This is a genomic window from Streptomyces sp. NPDC096324 (assembly GCF_044763015.1).
GTDB lineage: Bacteria > Actinomycetota > Actinomycetes > Streptomycetales > Streptomycetaceae > Streptomyces.
On sequence record NZ_JBIWFK010000010.1, the window covers coordinates 1 to 16,690 of the forward strand.

12 protein-coding genes are annotated in these 16,690 nt (G+C 68.6%); 5 read left to right on the forward strand and 7 right to left on the reverse strand.

Features of this window, described 5'->3' with window-relative positions; all coding sequences use genetic code 11:
• The first annotated feature begins 438 nt into the window (after positions 1–438).
• The 3 genes from ACIQ7M_RS27045 to ACIQ7M_RS27055 all read left to right on the forward strand — a co-directional run bounded on the left by ACIQ7M_RS27045 (position 439) and on the right by ACIQ7M_RS27055 (position 2,645).
• Positions 439–843: an AfsA-related hotdog domain-containing protein gene (locus tag ACIQ7M_RS27045; protein WP_403648971.1), complete on the forward strand. Its 405-nt coding sequence runs from the start codon at positions 439–441 to the stop codon at positions 841–843.
• 231 nt (positions 844–1,074) lie between these two features.
• Complete coding sequence (locus ACIQ7M_RS27050; RefSeq protein WP_403648974.1) at positions 1,075–1,554, forward strand: hypothetical protein; 480 nt, start codon at positions 1,075–1,077, stop codon at positions 1,552–1,554.
• 216 nt (positions 1,555–1,770) lie between these two features.
• A protein-coding gene (locus ACIQ7M_RS27055) for an IS5 family transposase (RefSeq protein WP_403648977.1) occupies positions 1,771–2,645 on the forward strand; the annotation gives its coding sequence in 2 pieces (ribosomal slippage) (positions 1,771–1,851 and positions 1,854–2,645; 873 coding nt in all).
• Positions 2,646–2,655: 10 nt separating this feature from the next.
• Here the strand turns inward: ACIQ7M_RS27055 and ACIQ7M_RS27060 are convergent.
• On the reverse strand, positions 2,656–3,177 hold the full coding sequence (locus tag ACIQ7M_RS27060; RefSeq protein WP_403649735.1) for a hypothetical protein: 522 nt from the start codon (positions 3,175–3,177) through the stop codon (positions 2,656–2,658).
• 1,133 nt (positions 3,178–4,310) lie between these two features.
• Here ACIQ7M_RS27060 and ACIQ7M_RS27065 point away from each other — a divergent pair.
• Positions 4,311–4,922 (forward strand): LuxR C-terminal-related transcriptional regulator, encoded by a 612-nt coding sequence (locus tag ACIQ7M_RS27065; protein WP_403648980.1) that lies wholly within the window; start codon positions 4,311–4,313, stop codon positions 4,920–4,922.
• 62 nt (positions 4,923–4,984) lie between these two features.
• Here ACIQ7M_RS27065 and ACIQ7M_RS27070 read toward each other — a convergent pair whose 3' ends face one another.
• The 4 genes from ACIQ7M_RS27070 to lanKC all read right to left on the reverse strand — a co-directional run bounded on the left by ACIQ7M_RS27070 (position 4,985) and on the right by lanKC (position 11,797).
• Positions 4,985–6,811: an ATP-binding cassette domain-containing protein gene (locus ACIQ7M_RS27070; protein WP_403648983.1), complete on the reverse strand. Its 1,827-nt coding sequence runs from the start codon at positions 6,809–6,811 to the stop codon at positions 4,985–4,987.
• A 182-nt stretch (positions 6,812–6,993) separates the two neighbouring features.
• Positions 6,994–8,853 carry an ATP-binding cassette domain-containing protein gene (locus ACIQ7M_RS27075; RefSeq protein WP_403648986.1) on the reverse strand — a complete coding sequence of 620 codons (1,860 nt, stop codon included), beginning with the start codon at positions 8,851–8,853 and terminating at the stop codon, positions 6,994–6,996.
• A gap of 171 nt (positions 8,854–9,024) precedes the next feature.
• Entirely contained in the window at positions 9,025–9,153 is a 129-nt protein-coding gene (locus ACIQ7M_RS27080) for a SapB/AmfS family lanthipeptide (protein ID WP_058940762.1), read from the reverse strand.
• A 58-nt stretch (positions 9,154–9,211) separates the two neighbouring features.
• Positions 9,212–11,797: a class III lanthionine synthetase LanKC gene (gene lanKC, locus ACIQ7M_RS27085; protein ID WP_403648989.1), complete on the reverse strand. Its 2,586-nt coding sequence runs from the start codon at positions 11,795–11,797 to the stop codon at positions 9,212–9,214.
• Between the two features lie 859 nt (positions 11,798–12,656).
• On the opposite strand from lanKC, the gene ACIQ7M_RS27090 reads away from it, so the two are divergent.
• Entirely contained in the window at positions 12,657–13,256 is a 600-nt protein-coding gene (locus ACIQ7M_RS27090) for a hypothetical protein (RefSeq protein WP_403648993.1), read from the forward strand.
• Positions 13,257–13,622: 366 nt separating this feature from the next.
• On the opposite strand, the gene ACIQ7M_RS27095 is transcribed toward ACIQ7M_RS27090, so the two are convergent.
• Both ACIQ7M_RS27095 and ACIQ7M_RS27100 read right to left on the reverse strand, forming a co-directional pair.
• A complete protein-coding gene (locus tag ACIQ7M_RS27095) occupies positions 13,623–14,024 on the reverse strand; it encodes an alpha/beta hydrolase (protein ID WP_403648996.1) in 402 nt (133 codons plus the stop codon).
• A 174-nt stretch (positions 14,025–14,198) separates the two neighbouring features.
• Entirely contained in the window at positions 14,199–16,406 is a 2,208-nt protein-coding gene (locus tag ACIQ7M_RS27100) for an ATP-binding protein (RefSeq protein WP_403648999.1), read from the reverse strand.
• Between the last annotated feature and the right edge of the window lie 284 nt (positions 16,407–16,690).

Sequence of the window (16,690 nt, forward strand, 5' to 3'; positions counted from 1 at the left end):
GCCGGCACAGGCGGAACAGCAAGCACGGGCGGAACGGTGGGCACAGGCGGAGTGTCAGGAACCGGCAGCGCGGCGGGTACGAGCGGCACCGGCGGCACGGGCGGCGTGTCAGACACAGGCGGCACGGCAGCCGGCACAACCGGCACCATTGCGGCAGTCGGCACAACCGGCACGGGCGGCACAGCAAGTACGGGCAGCACCGCAGGCACGAGCAGCACGGGCGGAATATCAGGCAAACGCAGCACACCAGGCACAGGCGCGGTAGTCGGCATCAGCACAGCAGACACGGGCGGAACGCCAGGCACCAGCACGGCAGACCCGGGCGGTACGGGCGGAGCGTCAGGCACGGGCGGGACGGACGGCATCACGAGCACGGACGGCACAACCGGCTCGGGCGGCATCACGGGCACCGCATCAACAATCCCCCACCGTCAGCCCATGCCCCCCGCCACCGTGGGCCGCCTCACCCCCCACGACGTCGTCCTCACCCCCACCGACCACCCCCACACCTGGCTCCTGACCCCCAACCTCAACCACCCCACCCTCTTCGACCACACCAACGACCACATCCCCGGCATGGTCCTCCTCGAAGCCGCCCGCCAAGCCACCTACAACGCCACCCACAACCCCAACAACCCCAACAACCCCAACAACGGCACCACCAGCACCACCACCACCTTCCACCGCTACACCGAACTCCACCAACCCACCCACATCCACATCACCCGCATCACACCCGACAACACCACAACCACCATCGAAATCACCGGCACCCAAAACAACAAAACCACCTTCACCACCACCACAACCCTCACCCACCACCACCCACCAACCAACAACTAACCACCAACCACCAACCACCAACCACAACATGGCCAAGCAGAATCCAGGCCAAAGTCCGCGAGAGTCGGCCCAAGAGCAGCGGCTCGTCACCTCGTACAGGCGCCTTCCGGATGCAGTCGAAGCCAGAGTGAACAGAGCCATGGGATCATTCCGTGGCGCGCCAGCTCCTGAGGTCAACGGCGGGCTGAGCACCATCTTGATCATCAATGAGCGAGGCCGCGGGAGAAGTTTGTGTGGGACAAGATTTCCGTCGCCGTGACCCTCGCCATCGTGGCCGAGTGGCTCCTCCGCCCGATGCTGACGCGATGGCGCAAGATGCGCGTCTCCCAGACGGTCGCCGCACTGAACCGTGGGGACGCCGTCCGAATCCGCTGTGCCGCACGCTTCCGGAACTCCGGCGGAGGTCGTCACCGAGCTCACCTGACAGTCAAGGCCGAGGGTGTCTTCCTTTCCACCTCTGACCGCACCATCGCGAAACATCAGCTCGGGACACCAGACACACGTGACACAGTCGAAGTCGTCGCTGAGCTCTCGATGCTGGTGTGCAACGTAGCCGGGCGACAGCTTGAGATTCTGCTTCCCTCCGGAGAAGACCTCCTCCTCAAAGCCGTTCTGGCCAGGCTCCTGAAGAACCGCGACGAAAACCCCGCCACCAACCCCGCCGCACCGGACGCCCTGACGAACCCAGCGCCCACACACCACAAAACGTGAGCCAGAACCCGTCCGCAACGGAACCCGCGCGCACATCGAACGACACCACCGCAACCAGCACGGCACCACCACACCGACAGAGCGACTCCGCTACTGCCGCGAATTGGTGCGCAACGTAGGCCCCCCGGTCTACGTCGCCACCGCGCAGAAGTGCGACGCCAGGTCCCCTAGGCCGTGTATCGAAAGTGGATCTTGGGCTGTGAATGATCACGGTTCATGGGGCGGGGAGATCTCACGGACGAGCAGTGGATGGTGCTGGAGCCGTTGTTGCCGAAGGGGACGAAGGCGGGGCGACCGCCTGTCTGGCCTGGCGCCAGCTGATCGACGGCATACGGTTCCGGGTCCGGACTGGTGTTCCGTGGCGGGACGTGCCCGTCGAATACGGGCCGTGGGGCCGGGTCTACGACCTGTTCCACCGGTGGCAGCGGGACGGCACGTGGCACCGCATCCTGACCCGGCTCCAGTCCCTGGCTGATGCGAGGGGTGCGATCACGTGGGACCTGAACGTCGACTCCACGGTCTGCCGCGCCCACCAGCATGCGGCCGGGGCTCGCAAACAGGGTGATCTGCAGAAGGAACCGCCGGGTGGCGTGTTCACCGAGCCTCGTGATCACGGGTTGGGCCGCTCGCGCGGCGGGTTCACCACCAAGCTGCACCTGGCCGTCGAGCAGGGCCAGAAGCCCATGTCGATCGTGGTCACGGCAGGACAGCGTGGAGACTCCCCGCAGTTCGAACCGGTGCTGGAGAAGGTTCGCGTGCCCCGCATCGGGCCGGGCCTGCCACGCGTTCGTCCCGATCGGGTGCGAGCTGACAAGGCGTACGCCTCCCTCAAGAACCGCGCCTACCTGCGCCGTCGCGGAATCCGCTGCACCATCCCCGACAAGGCCGACCAGGCACGCAACCGTCAGAAGCTCGGTTCCCGCGGCGGCCGACCACCGCGCTTCGACCCGGTCGACTACCGCGAGCGCCACGCGGTCGAGTGCAGGATCAATCGCCTCAAGAGACACCGTGCTGTCGCCACGCGCTACTACAAGCTCGCCGTCCGCTACGAGGCGACCGTTCTCGTCGCTGCCATCAGCGAGTGGCTGTGACCCTTGGCCGTCACGCGGTGGGATCCACATTCCATGCCGCGGGCAGATCGCTGCCGCAGAAGACGCAGACGAAGTCGTCCTCGCGGACGATGTTGTGCTCCTGGCAGTCGGGGCACCGCCGGAACACCACCTCGTGGGTGAAGCCGGATGGCCGCCGGAGCCCTGCAGCGTCCAGAGCGCGGGCGACCTCCGCCCAAGAGGTGACGTCTGGGCAGTACCCGGTGGACTGGTTGCTGACCTCGATCACGGTCCACCGCTCTGCCTCGCGCCCGAAGCTGATCTCGCCGGCACTCAGAACCATGTCTCCGCCGGCACAGGCCACGTGCTCGCTTCGCCGCGGCGCCAGCCGAAGCACACCGTCCATACCGACCACGAAGGTGAACGGTTCGGCCAGCTCCGCCATCGATTGCCCCACGATCCAGCCACCGAAGTCAGCCGCCGAGTCGATCCGACGCCCGCCGTCACCAGGACGGACCGCAGCTTTGAGCTCGACCGGCCCGACATATCGATAACTCCGCCCCCGCGCAATCACGTCAGCCAACTTAGAGCACTTCCGACACACGCCCTAGGACAACCACTCCGGCGTCATGCAGTTCCATACCGAGACGCTCAACCGCGGAGTCGGCTGTAGCCGCCAGCTTCTGACGTTGGAGTTCGCCGTACACCGAGAGAGCCAACGAGTCCATGCGGAACGGCGTCACGAAACGGACCCACGCCTGCTCGCTCGTGTGGTCGGCAAAGTCGTAAGCGAATCGTGCCTGGTCCAAGGATCGGAGCGCGCTGGCATGGTCCCCTGATTGATCCGCCTCCTCCGCACACCGCCCCAAACCCCACGCTGCAGCGGTTGCGTTGCCTCGCCCACGCACATCCTGGGCCGCCTGCGACAGCATCTTCATCGCCCTGGTCGGAGTGGCGGCACCGTAACTGGCGTAGCCCAGCGCCAGGGCACGCAGAGGGGGATGTCCGGCCTCCTTCGCGCACTCTGAGGTCACCCCGTGATAGGCGTCGGCCTTCTCGTGCTGCCCCAGACCCCAGGCGACCCACCCGGCAAGAGCTGCTGTCTCCCCAGCCGCAATGGTCAGTGCTCGCTCATGGGCACCAGCGCGGGGGAAGAGCTGCCGTGATCGCGTCAAGGTGTGACTCGACCCGAGACTGCAGGCTCCGTGCGCTTTCGCTCAGCTCGTCCACGTGTAACCGGGCCGCGTGATCGATGAGGACGCCCGCAGACTTTAGGGTCGACCTTGGAACCCTTGCGGATCGATGTGTCGTCCGACCGACTCGGCCCGGCAGAGCACGCGAACCTCGACCGAGTGCCCGAGCCCTCACCGACCGTCGGTCAGCGTGGACGCCGAACCTGCATGGATCACGCCTTTCTTGGCCCCCTGTCCTAGCGAACAACACGACCGTCACGGTCCGCCCAGGGCCGACAGACGATCGCTGCCGCGGACAGCAGCGCCCTGTCATGAGGGCGTATGCCTCCGGACGCGATCGAAGGGCGACTGTCCGGCTGATATCCAGAAGGATCATGGCGCGCTGACACGGCATGAAGTGAGCCACTGCCGAAAACCGTTCGGGGTTCCGTCCCGGCCTCTCGGGAAGCCGGAGGGACGACAAGACGGATGTCCGGTGTATGCATGCCGGGTGGAGGATCGAGAGGTGACAACCATGACCACGGTGCTCGTACTGCACAGCGTCAGCCTGATGCGCTCCGCGCTGGCGGCCCTCCTTCAGACCGAACCTACGTTCGACGTGGATGCGGCGGGCTGGACGTCCGCCCGTGAGGACGCAAGCGCGCTGCACCCCGACGTGTGCCTGGTCGACCTCGACTGTCCCGGCGCGACCTCCTTATTAGAGGGCGGCGCCGGCAACACGGCCCAGCGGGTGCCGGTGCCGCGCGCCGGGCTCGTCGTCCTGGCGTCGGCTGGACGACCCGGAGCGCTGCGCAGAGCGTTTGATGCTCAGGCACTGGGATTCGTGGACAAACACAGCTCCGCACACCGGTTGATCAAGGGCATCACGGAAGTGGCCGCGGGTCAGCGGTTCGTGGACGCGTCACTGGCCTGTGGGTTCCTCGAGGCTTCTCAAATGCCGCTGACCACCCGGGAACTGAGTGTGCTGGCACGGGCCGCCGAAGGTGAGACGGTGGCGGAGATCGCCCGTCGACTCCATCTGGCCAGCGGAACGGTGCGGAACTACATGGCCGCGGCGACCCGCAAGGTCGGCGCCCGCAACCGCATCGACGCCATCCGCATCACGCAGGGCGCCGGCTGGGTCTGACGTGGCGGTCGCAGACCGGGCCGACCGCTGTGACCGCACCGTTCGACGCCGCAGGGTCCTCATCACGAAGCCTGGGCAGGGGTGCCCTCACACCCCGGCCCTCCGACTCCTCCGTGCGCGCGGCGCTCCGATGCGGGGGTCGATTCACGCTCCTGCGCAGCGGATTCGGAGTCGTGGTACCAAGTGCCGACCAGGTCGCGGTAGAGCTCCGACTCGGACAGAAGGGCGTCGTGCGGTGCACACAGGGCTCGATCGCCGTCCAGGACCAGGACTCGGTCGGCCCGCAGGGCGGAGCTGATCCGGTGGGCGACGAGCACGAGAGTGCCGGGGCGCTCGGCGAGGACACGTTCGGTCCGCTCCTCGGTCTCCGGGTCGAGGTGACAGGTGGCCTCGTCCAGCAATAGCAGGGGGGCGGGGGACACATAGGCGCGCCCGACGGCCAGTTGCTGGCACTCCCCCAGTGAGAGGAGACGCGGGTCGACCCTTCCGTGCAGGCCGCCGAGCCTCCTCACCAGGTCTTCCAAACCAAGGAGGCGCGTGGCGCGTTCGAGGTCGGCACGGGAGGCGTCGGGCCGAAAGTACGCGAGGTTCTCACTGACCGTCCCGCTGAAGACGTACGCCCGCTGGGGTAGGAGTGCTCGGCGCAGCTGCGGATGCGCCGGTCCGTCGGGTCCTGCCGGCGCTCCCGCCACCCGCACCGAACCGGCATCGGGCGTGAGCGTCCCGGCGAGCAGAGAGGTGAGCGTGGACTTGCCGATACCGCTCGGCCCTACGACCACGAGGTGCTCGCCGACCTCAAGGGTCAGGTCCAGCTCCCGCAGCACGGAGCGGGCTCCGGTGCCGTACGCGAAGGTCACGCCTCGAAGCTCGGCCGCAGGTATCCGTCCGGAGCGGCCTGACCTCGCGGGCCGGGCAGGTCGGGGGTCGTCGGCAGATATCCGTCCGGACGTATGCGCAGGAGGTTCGACCGGAGGCTGGGCAGTCGGGGTTGCCGGGGCAGGGTAGTCGGGTTGATCGGTGAACCGCTCCAGCACGACCAGGAGGCGGGTGCCGGCCGTTCCGACGGCGGTCATCAGGGCGTGCAGCGCGGGCAGGAGTGCCTGGACCAGGTAGGTCAGCGCTCCCAGCAGGGCGCCCGCGGTCAGCCCGCCCTTGAGGAGAAGGGGGGTCGCGGCGAGAAGTGCCACCAGGGGAAGCCGGCCGGCGACGCCGAGCGCGAACGATCGTACGGCCGTCCAGCGTGCCAGCCTCCGGGACAGTCGTGCCTGGACGGCGATCAGTCTGCCGACCTCGGCAGCGATCCGGGTTCTGGCCCCGCAGGCCGCCACGTCGCGCAGGCCCGCGGCCACCTGCCCGGACAGCGCGGACAGTGCCTCGTCGGCGTCCAGATAGGCACGCTGTGCCACCGCCATGGGAGGAAAGGTGGACAGGAAGAGGATGAGTCCGGCCAGCAGCGGCGGCAGGACGACGATCAACAGCGCCGGGTCGAGCGAGGCCATGCCGAGCAGTGCGCCTGCGGTGGTGAAGACGAACGAGCGGGCGGTCAGGACCAGGCCGGCGAAGCTGTCGCGGGCGATCTCGGTCTGGTGCGTGAGTCGGGACACGGCCGCGGTGGGGTCGGCTCGTGCCGGCTCAGCGAGCGCGGCGCGAAGGGCTTGGTCCACCGCCCGGCGCATCAGGCCGTCGCGGAACGGTTCGACCAGGTCGGCCAGACATCTGAAGACCTGGCGGACGGCAAAGCCGCCGAGCAACGTGGCGCCGGCCGTGACGCAGAGCCAGAGCAGACCGGTGCTGGTACGGCTGGCGAGGAAGCCGTCATCAAGCGAGCGGGCGACGCCGTAGCCACCGAGGAATGTCTGGCCGCTCTCCAGGAGGGACCAGCCGGACAATGCGATCAGGACAGGTCGGTGTCGGCGCAGGAACCGTCGACCGTCCGGCAACACCCCTCTCGGGGAGCCACGTTCATCGTTCCCGATCGATCTCGTGTCACCCGGGGCTGGCCGTGTCGAAGGTCCGGCCTTGTGCCAGGGCGAGGATCCGTAGGTGGCTGCCGCGGGGCGGGCGTCGTTCATCAGGCCCTCTCCCCCGCTGCCTGGTGTCCGGAGGTGGCACCGGGCCGCGAACCGATCTCCGGGGCTGTTCGAGAGTTGCTTGGATGGTCCGGTCCGGCGTCCGTGGCGGTGAAGACGGCGCGGTAGTCCGGCATCCGCCACAGCACATCGTGCCTGCCCACCCTCCGAATGCGGCCCTTCTCCAGCCAGAGGACCAGATCGGCGCCGGCCGCGGTCGACAATCGATGGGCGACCAGCAGCCGGGTGCCGGCACGGACGTCATGGGCGAGCGCGCGCTCCACCTCCCGCTGGGTGACGGTGTCCAGGCCGGACATCGCGTCGTCCAGCACGAGCAGTCGTCCGGCGTGCGCGAACGCCCGGGCCAGCCCCAGGCGCTGGCGCTCACCTCCGGACAACGGTGCGTACGTGAGCGGGGTGTCGTATCCCTGCGGAAGACGCGTCACGAAGGTGTCCGCTCCAGCTGCACGGGCGGCGGCCCGTACGGCTGCGGGGGACGGTGCGACGGCGCCGAATGCGATGGCGTCGGCGACCGTGGTTCCGAAGAGGGCGGGCTGTGCGAATGCGTGAACCACCTCCATGCGCAGGTCCTCTTCGGTGAGCCGGTCAAGGGGGACGCCGTCCAGACGCACGCCGCCCTCGTCGGGGTCGGTCAGCCGGCCCGCCACTGCGGCGAGGGCGGACTTGCCCGAACCGGAGCGGCCCACGACGGCCAACGTGGTTCCGCCGGGCACGGTGACGGTGACGTCGTCAAGGACGTGGGCGCCGTCGCGCACGACACCGACACCGCGCAGTTCCAATGTCCCCCGTCCGCCTGCCGGCAGGGCCGACGGACCATGGGCTACCGGGGGCAGGAGTGCCGGTTCGACCGTGCGTCGAGCGGCCGCCCTTCCCTTCACGAGGGAACCGACCATCCCGGCCACTGCCCCGGCGCCCGCTGCCAGCGCCGCGTATCGGGAGGCGGCGACCAGGTCACCCACGCTCAGGTGGCCGGCGGCGAGCCGCAGGCCTCCCACACCGAGAACGAGACAGACGAGCAGCGGCATCAGCACTCCGCTGTGCGCGACGGCGCGCCCGTAGACCCGCCACATGGCACGGCCTTCGGTGCCCAGGCGTGGCAGGTCCGCGAGCACGCGGCGTCGTTCCCTGGGTGCGGTGCCCGCGGCGGCGACGGTCTGGGCTCCGCCCAGCACCTCGGCGAGACGATCGGCGATCTCCGCCTGGACCTGCTGATAGCGGCCGACCGCCACGGACGAGGAGCGGGCGAACGTTCGAAGGAGCAGCACCAGCAGAGGGACCCCCAGGAGAAAGGCCGCGGCGGTCCACATGTCGATGACGGCCAGCGCGACAAAGGCACCGAGCGGCGGGAGCAGAGCCGCCGACGCTCCTGCCGAAGCGGCCGGAACGGTGCCCGCCTCGGTGGCGTTGGCGGTGAGCCGGGTGGCCAGATCGCCGGGCGCGAAGGCGGCGGTGGCGCGGTTGGGGTCGGCGCGCAGGAGCCGGTCGAGTGTCCGGGTGCGCAGCCAGGCGGTGGAGCGGGCGTTGACGGTTCCGACGAGCAGGGCGTCCGCGGAGTCGAGCAGGATCTCGGCAACGACGAGCGCGGCGCACGCGAGGGTCCATCGGGTGGCGCCCGGCGACTGGGAGAGGAGCAGGTCCAGAGCGTGCCCGAGGACCGCGGGTTCAGCCAGCGAGACGAGCGCGGAGGTGACGGAGCAGAGGAGGATCACGAGGCTGTGTGTGCCGCTGTGCCGGAGTGCCTGGCGCCATAGGCCGTCACGGGCGGCACGGACTTCCGAATCTTCCTCGGTGTCGTTCCCAGTGATGGACGGGGTGGCCGGGAGTTCCCGGGCGGAGGTCATCGCGGAGGTCTCCTCCCCGGGAACGGCTGCGATGGGTGGTGTGGGGGCCGGCGTCGGGACTCGGGTCGATGAGCTGTCCTCGTCGGGCTCAGACGTCGGGCGTGAGCGTGGTCGGGCCGGTGACCGGCGCCGGTCCGCGCAGCGGTGACGCCGCGCGGACCGGCCGGTGTGTCAGTTGCAGGTCGTGACGGACAGGCTGCTGTCGCCGCAGAGCAACAGGCTCGCGCGGCTGCCGGTGGCGACGTCGCCGGTGGCCTCTTCCTTCGGGGTCTCCATCGACTGCAGGTCAAGAAGCGTCATCGTCTTTCCTTTCGATCGGGGACTCTGAGCGGTTCGTACGTCCTGCGTGTGGTGCACTTCACGATCCCTGTACGGGACCGGCTTGTGGGTTCCGCCGGGGCGGCGGGAGGAAGGGTAGATGCACGGCTCCGCCGGAGGCGGCGCTGCCAAGGGCGAGGAGGCAACCGGCGGTGCCGGTGGCGAGGTCCATGGACAGCCGCATCATCTGCTCGCCGGGAAAAGCCAGGTGGCCTTCGTAGGGGACGGCATGGCGGGTCAGGGCGTCGATCTGTCGGCGGACGTCCCCCGGCGCGGTGCCGGGGCCGGGCGCGGTGGTCCGGCTGAGGTGCAGCACCATGCCGGCGGCGCCACGGAACAGCCCAGGTTGGGCGTAGAAGGTGGCTTGTGCGGCCTGCGCGATCGCGCGGCGCGCTCCTTCGAGGTCGTCGTCCGCCCGGTGGGCGAGGTAGTCGTCGAGCACCATGCCGATGCCGACGCTGCCGGCGCCCAGGTACGGCATGGTCCGCCAGCCTTCGTCGACCTGGAGCGTTCCGGAGGCGCTGCTGACACACCGGGCGAGGTCTTGCCGGAGTGCGTCGCCTGCCCGGTCGAGCAGCGTGGTATCACCGGTACGTTCGTAGAGTCGGACGAAGAGCAGGGCTGGTCCGGACGCCCCGTACAGGAGCCCGGCGCGGGTGATGCCCGGGACGGCCTCGGCGACCAGTTCGGCGCAGCGCCAAGCCGCGTCGTTCAGGGCCGGTGTTCCGGTCGTGGTCGCGAGGGAGTCCAGGGCGAGTCCGACGCCGGCGAGGCCCCCGTGGAGATCGGGGGCGATGCCCTCCCAGGGCCGAGCTTGCGCCGACTCGGCGAGTTCCAGGGCTCGTTCGGGGTGGCCGAGGCGGTCCAGTGTCCAGGCGATGCCGGTCAGTCCGTCGTAGAAGCCGATCGGTGTGCCGGACTCCGGTGCCTTGGTGTGGCGCAAAAGCCACTCCTCCGCCTCGGTGTGGGGGCCCGAGCCGGTCTCGGCGAGGGCGTACAGGACACCGGCGGTGCCGTACCCGAAGGTCGCTCCGCCGCCGGTGGTGGCGAACTGGGCGATGTCGCCGGGGAAGAATCGGTCGTCGCGCTCGGGGGTGGCGGAGGCCAGCACGGCGCGGACCATCGAGTCGCGGCTGCGTGGCCAGTCGCCCGGGTCGACGGGCAGGTATGGTCCGGCAGCGGGTCGGTCGGTGCCGCGGGTGATCTCCTCGACGGCCTCGTCCAGGAAGCCTCTGTCCACGGGGAATTGCTCGGCGGTGATGTCCGCCAGGTGTCGGGCTTTGGACCTGTCGAGGGGAAGCAGACTGGTCAGCGGCAGGAACAGGGCGAGCCGCAGGCAGGCTAGGGCGTAACGGTCCACGTCGTGTCCGCGCCGGTCGGCGGGGGCGACGAAGCCGGGGTTCGCGACGGTCTGGCGTCGGCCCTCGTCGATATGGGCTGCGGCCTCGAAGTCGATGAGTGTCACGGACTGTTCGTCCTCGGAGACCATGATGTTGAAGAGATGAAGGTCGTTGAAGACGACTCCGCGAGCGTGCACCGCGTGCACCGCGTCCTCGACCAGCCGGTGGATACGCAGGGCCCAGGCGGTGTATTCGGCGAGCGCCTCGGGGCCGGGGTCGGACTCGATGAGGGGGTGACGGCTCGCGAAGAAGGTGTTGAGCGGTTTGCCCTCCACGAACTCCATCGCCAGGAACTGGTGGTCTCCGACGGAGAACGTCCCCCGTACCTCCGGGGTGCAGCCGAGCCCGGACAGCCGCTCCAGCGCTTCTTGTTCGCGGCGCAGTCGGGCAACTGCGTCTGCGCCGTCGGCAGCCAGTCCTGCGTGCGACCGGGCCTCTTTCAGGACGACCTTCTCACCGGTGGCACGGTCGCGGCCGACGTAGACCCCGCCTCCGTTGGAGAAGTGCAGGGCGCTCTCGATGGCGTAGGGAAGTTCACCGACGGTGACCGCGGCCCGGGCCTCGATGTGCGGCGCGAGGAAGGCCGGCGGCTCGATCCAGTCGGGTACCCGGAAGGCGGGCCCGCGCAGATCGGGGACGAAGCGTCCGTCGGGGCGCCGAACCGCGGGCCGTAGTTCCCCCTCCTCGTCGTAACAATGGCGGCGGGTGAAGCTGCCATAGCGGAGGTGGACCGGTCCGGTGCCCCAGCGCAGGTCGCTGAGAATGTAGGGCCCAGGCTCGCCGTCGAGGAGAGCGGCGAGGTCTTCGGCGACGCGGTGGCACCGCCCGTCGTCGCACGGGTACACAGTAATGAATTTGCCGCTCGCAGCCCGATCCGCGTACTTGGCGTTGCGATGGTGCAGCAGATAGCGGCTGGGCACGAACTTGTGGGCGACACGATGCTCTTGGCAGTAGGTGGAGACCCTCGCGAGTACGGACTCGGCGTTGCCGAGGCACGCGGACACATGTATCTTCCAGCCTTGCTCGGGGAGTTGGCAGTCTGCCGGCTGCATGGCCAGCCAGTCGCCGACGCGGTGACGCTGCCAGCCCTCAGGGACCGGTGCGAGGGCCACGGCGTACTGCTCTCCCCTGCGGTCGGCTCCGCCGGTCGGACCGGTGCTCAGCCGGTGCGGAGCGTCGTAGAAGTGCGGGTCCGCGTCACAGAAGGCGGCGTAGCCCTGGATCACGTCCACTCCCTCGGTCGGCGGTACCGGCCCCGTGTCGGCCTGGCAGGAAGAACGGTGTCATCCGGCGAGGGGGCGCCAACAGTCACACACGTCAGCAACTGACCGTGCGAAACGCATGGGTAACCCGGACCTTGGGGAAGGGTTGCCACCTCCTACGAGGACGGCAGCACGGCAGGGGGAGCCCGCGTCGTCGTCCGTCGCGCGGTAGTTGACGCCGAGTTCGACCTGTCGGTGTCGACGTAGACGCTCAAAGCGCCTTGGGGTCGCCGCGCACGCCGTAGAAGGCACGTGAGGGTCCGGGGACGGTCAGCCGGGCACGAGGCCAGAGCCCCTCTTGTCAGTGTGGGCAGGTATGTTGCCTCAGCCAGCAGGGGCATCGGCTCTGGGAGGGGCTTTGGGAAGCCAAGACGGGACTGCTGGTGTACGCCGATGGCGACATACCGGGACTGCTGAGACGAGTAGGGCCCGCATACCGTGATCGGACGGCCGCCACGAGTCGGCGCCTGTATCCGGTCTCGGCGATCGAGCCATGCGACGGCTCAACTCGCTGCGACGGCGTCTACTCCCGAAGGGGACGGCTGTAGGGCGCCAGTTGGCCTGGCATGGAAGAACAGAGCGTGATGATCGACCTTCCCTCCCGGCTACCCGAGCTCCTGGTGGCGGCAAGACCGGCCGCCGCCTCGTCCCGCACACCATGCACACCATCGTCGATTCGCTTTGCTTCGCAGTATGGCAACACGGCCGGCGGCACCACTCGCCTCGACCCCAAGCCAGTCCTACCTACTGGCGGGGCCGCAGCCAGGCACACAAGCAGCGCATCTTCGGACTGTCTGTGGCCACATGAAGAAGGAGAAATAGCGTGAATACCGAAAAGATTATGGCTCGACGTCTCACAGCCGAGGAAGTTTCAGAATTGGGTCCCCAGGAGGACATCTTCGTCTCAGCTGAACTCGACCATCTTTCTCTCGACTGCTACGCTCCGGCTCACCTTACGAAGCCGGGAAAGTATTTTGAAGGAGGATCCTTCACTGCAATGACGATCTTCGGTAAGGAAATTACTATCCTCCCGAACAACGCCGAAGAGCCTGGGATCTGGGTTGCCGACGATGCAGGGGAAGAAGTCGAGGTTCTCCAGAGTGCTGGCGTCCTTCTGAACCTAGCGCTCTTCGTACCCAGCGGGAACAAGGAAGCTCTGGAGGCTCTCTACACCGCCGCAAGAGAAGCGTTCGGCGCTGGAATCGTTCAGCGCTGGAACGAGGAAGTCGTGGCGGTGCCGGACGTCAAGGTCGACCTTTTCGAAGAGCCGGCCCGAGGGCGGAAGAGTACGAGCGGCCAAAACCGCGACCGCCGCGCGTTGGACATCTACCCCACCCGAGTGCGGTTCATGGAGGCCAGCGCCGGCTGGAAGTTCATCGTCGAACCGCACCACGAGGTCATCGACGACACGCCAACGATCTGAACTGGCAGCACGCAGGAGACGGCACGCCGACCGCTGTGATCTCTCACAGTCCGAATTCTGCACGAAGTAGGAGCCGATCGGCTCGGGTCACGCGGGACGGGGCATCGGTGCCGAAACCCCGTCCCGCGTGACCCGCACGGGTTGCGGAGCGTTCCGCGTATTCCCGAACGCGCGTCGGCTCCCTTTAGCAGCAGGGCGTGCCCGGGCGAAACGTCTGAACTCACCGCTCCCTGCGGGGGTGGTCCAGTCGGGCGGTGACGCCCGCAAAGACTTCTACGGTGGGTCGTCCGTGCTCCCCGCTCCGGGGGGCCCGGCCCCAACTACGAGTTCTAGGCCCACCGCGAGTGCACCTGACGGTTGAGGCCTTTACTCACGCTGTCCGGCGAAGAAGTTCGCAAGAGGGGAGGCGAGCACTTCTGGAGCTTCTTCGGCCACGTGGTGCCGGTCGTCGATGCCGTGGCCTCGCACGTCCCGTGCCCAATGGCGCCAGCTCTTGACTTGCGGATCGCCGCGGTACCAGCTGTCCGGATCGACTTTCATGACTCGCTCAGGGATGTCCGGCTGGGCGAAGAAGAACCGGTGCCACCACTGCGTGGCGAACTCGATCGTGATGCGGGACAGGTGCTCGGTGAGGGGCAGGCAGTCATCAGCGCCACCCGCGAACCGCGTCGGGATGATCGAGCGCGAGACGCAGCGCGATGCGGCCTCCGCGGTCGTGCCGGCGAGCGCGAACCGGATATGGCCGATGGAGCGCATCACTTCGACCATGTCACCGGCGACGGTCCGTTTGGAACATTCGGCGTGGTCCGCAGTAGGCGCCGGGCCAGTCGACCGGCCGTAACACTGGCCGGGCTTCATCGGGGGCGGGCTCGTACAGGCTAGGCAGCGGATTCGTCGCCGATACGCGCACGCGGTGCGTATTCCGGCAGAGTCCTCGCGTCGTCAGAAATTGTCCCGTGTCCGTGCGGCCGCCCACACAGCGATCTGGGTGCGTGAGCGCAAGCCCAGTTTGTCGCGGATCTTGTCCAGGTGGGTGGCGACCGTGTGCTCCGAAAGGCCGAGATGTGCCGCAATCTGGCGGTTGGTCAGCGCCTCGGTGACCAGCTCGGCGACCCTGAACTCCCGTCCCGTGAGAGGGAACTGGTCCACCACGACCACCGTGGCGTCAGACACCGAGCGAGAGTAGCCGCTCCCACTCCGCAGGGCGTATGCGACGAGCCGGTCCCCCCGGAGGCGCCGGCCACCGCTGACAACAGCGTGCTCCGCGGCTGCCGACAGCCCAGCCCGCGCACGAGCTGCGGTCAGCTCCACCCGACGGCGCCATGGGTCCTCCGGTTCCGTGTCCAGCTGGCGGCGTGCCTGCGCACTCGCCTCGTACAAGCGCAGGGCCCGCCGCAGGTCACCGGTCTCGGCAGCCACGAGTGCCAGGCCCTCGACCGGGTACAGCGCGTGGAAGCTTGCTTCAGGGACCATCCGGAGCACTTCCCCGAAGAGCTCCTCGGCGTTGTCCAGACGTCCCAGTGACAGCCGTACCGCGCCAGCGGTGTGTAGGGCCGCGGCAACCCGGCTCCAGTGCCCCTGCGCCCTGAGCACCGGAAGACAGCGAGCCATGAGTTGGTCGGCCTCGTCCTCCTCGCCCGCCTGGAGGAGGGCCCAGGCCAGGTGATGGGTACACCATGCGGTGTCCTCCTGTCGGCCGAGCGTGGCGACGACACGCAGGCAATCGCGCAGGTCCGTGACGGCGGCGGCGAATTCACCGCGGCACAGCCGTGCTGCCGCCCGCGCGTCCAGGGCATTGGCGAGACCGGCGGGGTGGTCGCGCGTGCGTTCCTGGGCTACCGCCTGCTCACCAAGGCGTAGCGCTGCGGCGGGGTCGCTCTGCTGGCAGGCGACACGGGTGGCGAGTGCCGCGACTGCGCCGCCGAGGGCAGGTCGGGCAGGTGGCTGGAGGAGTCGATGCAACAGCGAGCGGGCGGCCGAGGGCTGTTCGTGTTGGTAATACACGCGGGCCAGTGCCAGGGTCAGCCGGTCGCGGGAGGGAGTATCGCCGCCCTCAGTGCCGGCCAGGGCAGCTGCGAGGTTGTCCCTTTCGCTGGCGAGCGGGCCGCCGGCCTGGTCGGCGAATGCTTCGCCGTCACTTCGTTCGGCGAGGTTGTTCAGCCAATTGAGGGACTGGCGCCGTACGGCGGCCAGCTCGCCCGAGGCGATCAGGCCCTCCATGGCGCAGGCGCGAACGACGTTCAGCTGCCGGAACCGCGCGGGATGGGTGTTGCCCGGCATCCGTACGATCAATGACTTGGCCTCGAGCGCGCACAAGATGCCGAGAATGTGGCGTGGGGCGACGCCACCGCCGACGCAGACGGCCTCGGCGGCTCCGATGTCGAATCCCCCGACGAGCACCGCGAGGCGCCGGAAGACTGCCTGTTCTGTCGGATCGAGGAGCCGATGGCTCCAGTCGATCGCGGCGGTCAGTCCGTTGTGACGACGGGGACCTGTCCGGTGTCCGCCGGTGAGAAGGGACAGTTGGAACAGCCGGTCGTCCAGTCCGGCGAGGATGTCTTCCAGGGGGAGCGTACCGACGCGGCGCGCTGCGAGTTCGATGCCGAGTGTCAGGCCGTCCAACCGGCGGCATATCTCGGCGACAGTCGCAGCGTTGCTACGCGAGAGGGTGAAGCCGGGCGCTCGGTGGGCGGCGCGTTCGACGAACAGGCGGACGGCGTCCGAGCGCAGGAGCGCGGCGGGGTCGTTGCCGCTGCTGGTCGGCGGCAGGGACAGCTCGCCGACCCGGAACACAGTCTCGCCTGGAACCCGTAACGCCTCCCGGCTGGTGGCCAGGATCTGCAACTGATGGCAGTGGCTCAGCAGGGTCGCGACCAGGTGAGCGCACGGCTCTGCCAGATGCTCGCAGTTGTCCAGAATCACAAGCCGGGAGGAGTTGCCGATTGCACGGATCAGAGCGTCGGTGCCGGATCGCCCCGCTCGTTCGCCCATACCCAGCGCGGTGGCCACGGACTGTGCGAGCGGAGCGTCGTCGTGCAGTGAGTCGAGTTCGATCAGGTCAACCCGCGCGTAGCGCTCTGGCAGTCCTTTGGCGAACTCTAGCGCCAGCCGCGTCTTGCCGACGCCGCCGGCGCCGGTCAGCGTGAGCAACCGCGAGGTCCGCAGCAGGGAGCGCAGGAGGGAGAGTTCCCGTCTTCGCCCCACGAAGGAATCGAGCGCTTGCGGCAGCCCGCGAACCGAATCCGGAGGGGAGGCAGTCGGTGAAGCCAACCTTTCCTTGCCGGGGAGGCTGTGCGTCGAGCGTTGTCTGAACGCCCGTTGTCGGCAGGCATTGGAGCAGTATCGAGGTGGCCGACCGTCGCGCGGTCCGGTGGCCAGCGCCACTCCGCATAACTCGCATGTCCTGCGCCGGGTCATCTCGGGTTTCTGACCGC

Excerpts from the sequence above, each read along its gene's own strand:
- ACIQ7M_RS27045 (WP_403648971.1), top strand. The coding sequence starts at position 439 with ATGCCCCCCGCCACCGTGGGCCGCCTCACCCCCCACGACGTCGTCCTC.
- ACIQ7M_RS27065 (WP_403648980.1), top strand. The coding sequence starts at position 4,311 with ATGACCACGGTGCTCGTACTGCACAGCGTCAGCCTGATGCGCTCCGCG.
- ACIQ7M_RS27075 (WP_403648986.1), bottom strand. The coding sequence starts at position 8,853 with ATGACCTCCGCCCGGGAACTCCCGGCCACCCCGTCCATCACTGGGAAC.
- ACIQ7M_RS27080 (WP_058940762.1), bottom strand. The coding sequence starts at position 9,153 with ATGACGCTTCTTGACCTGCAGTCGATGGAGACCCCGAAGGAAGAGGCC.
- ACIQ7M_RS27095 (WP_403648996.1), bottom strand. The coding sequence starts at position 14,024 with ATGGTCGAAGTGATGCGCTCCATCGGCCATATCCGGTTCGCGCTCGCC.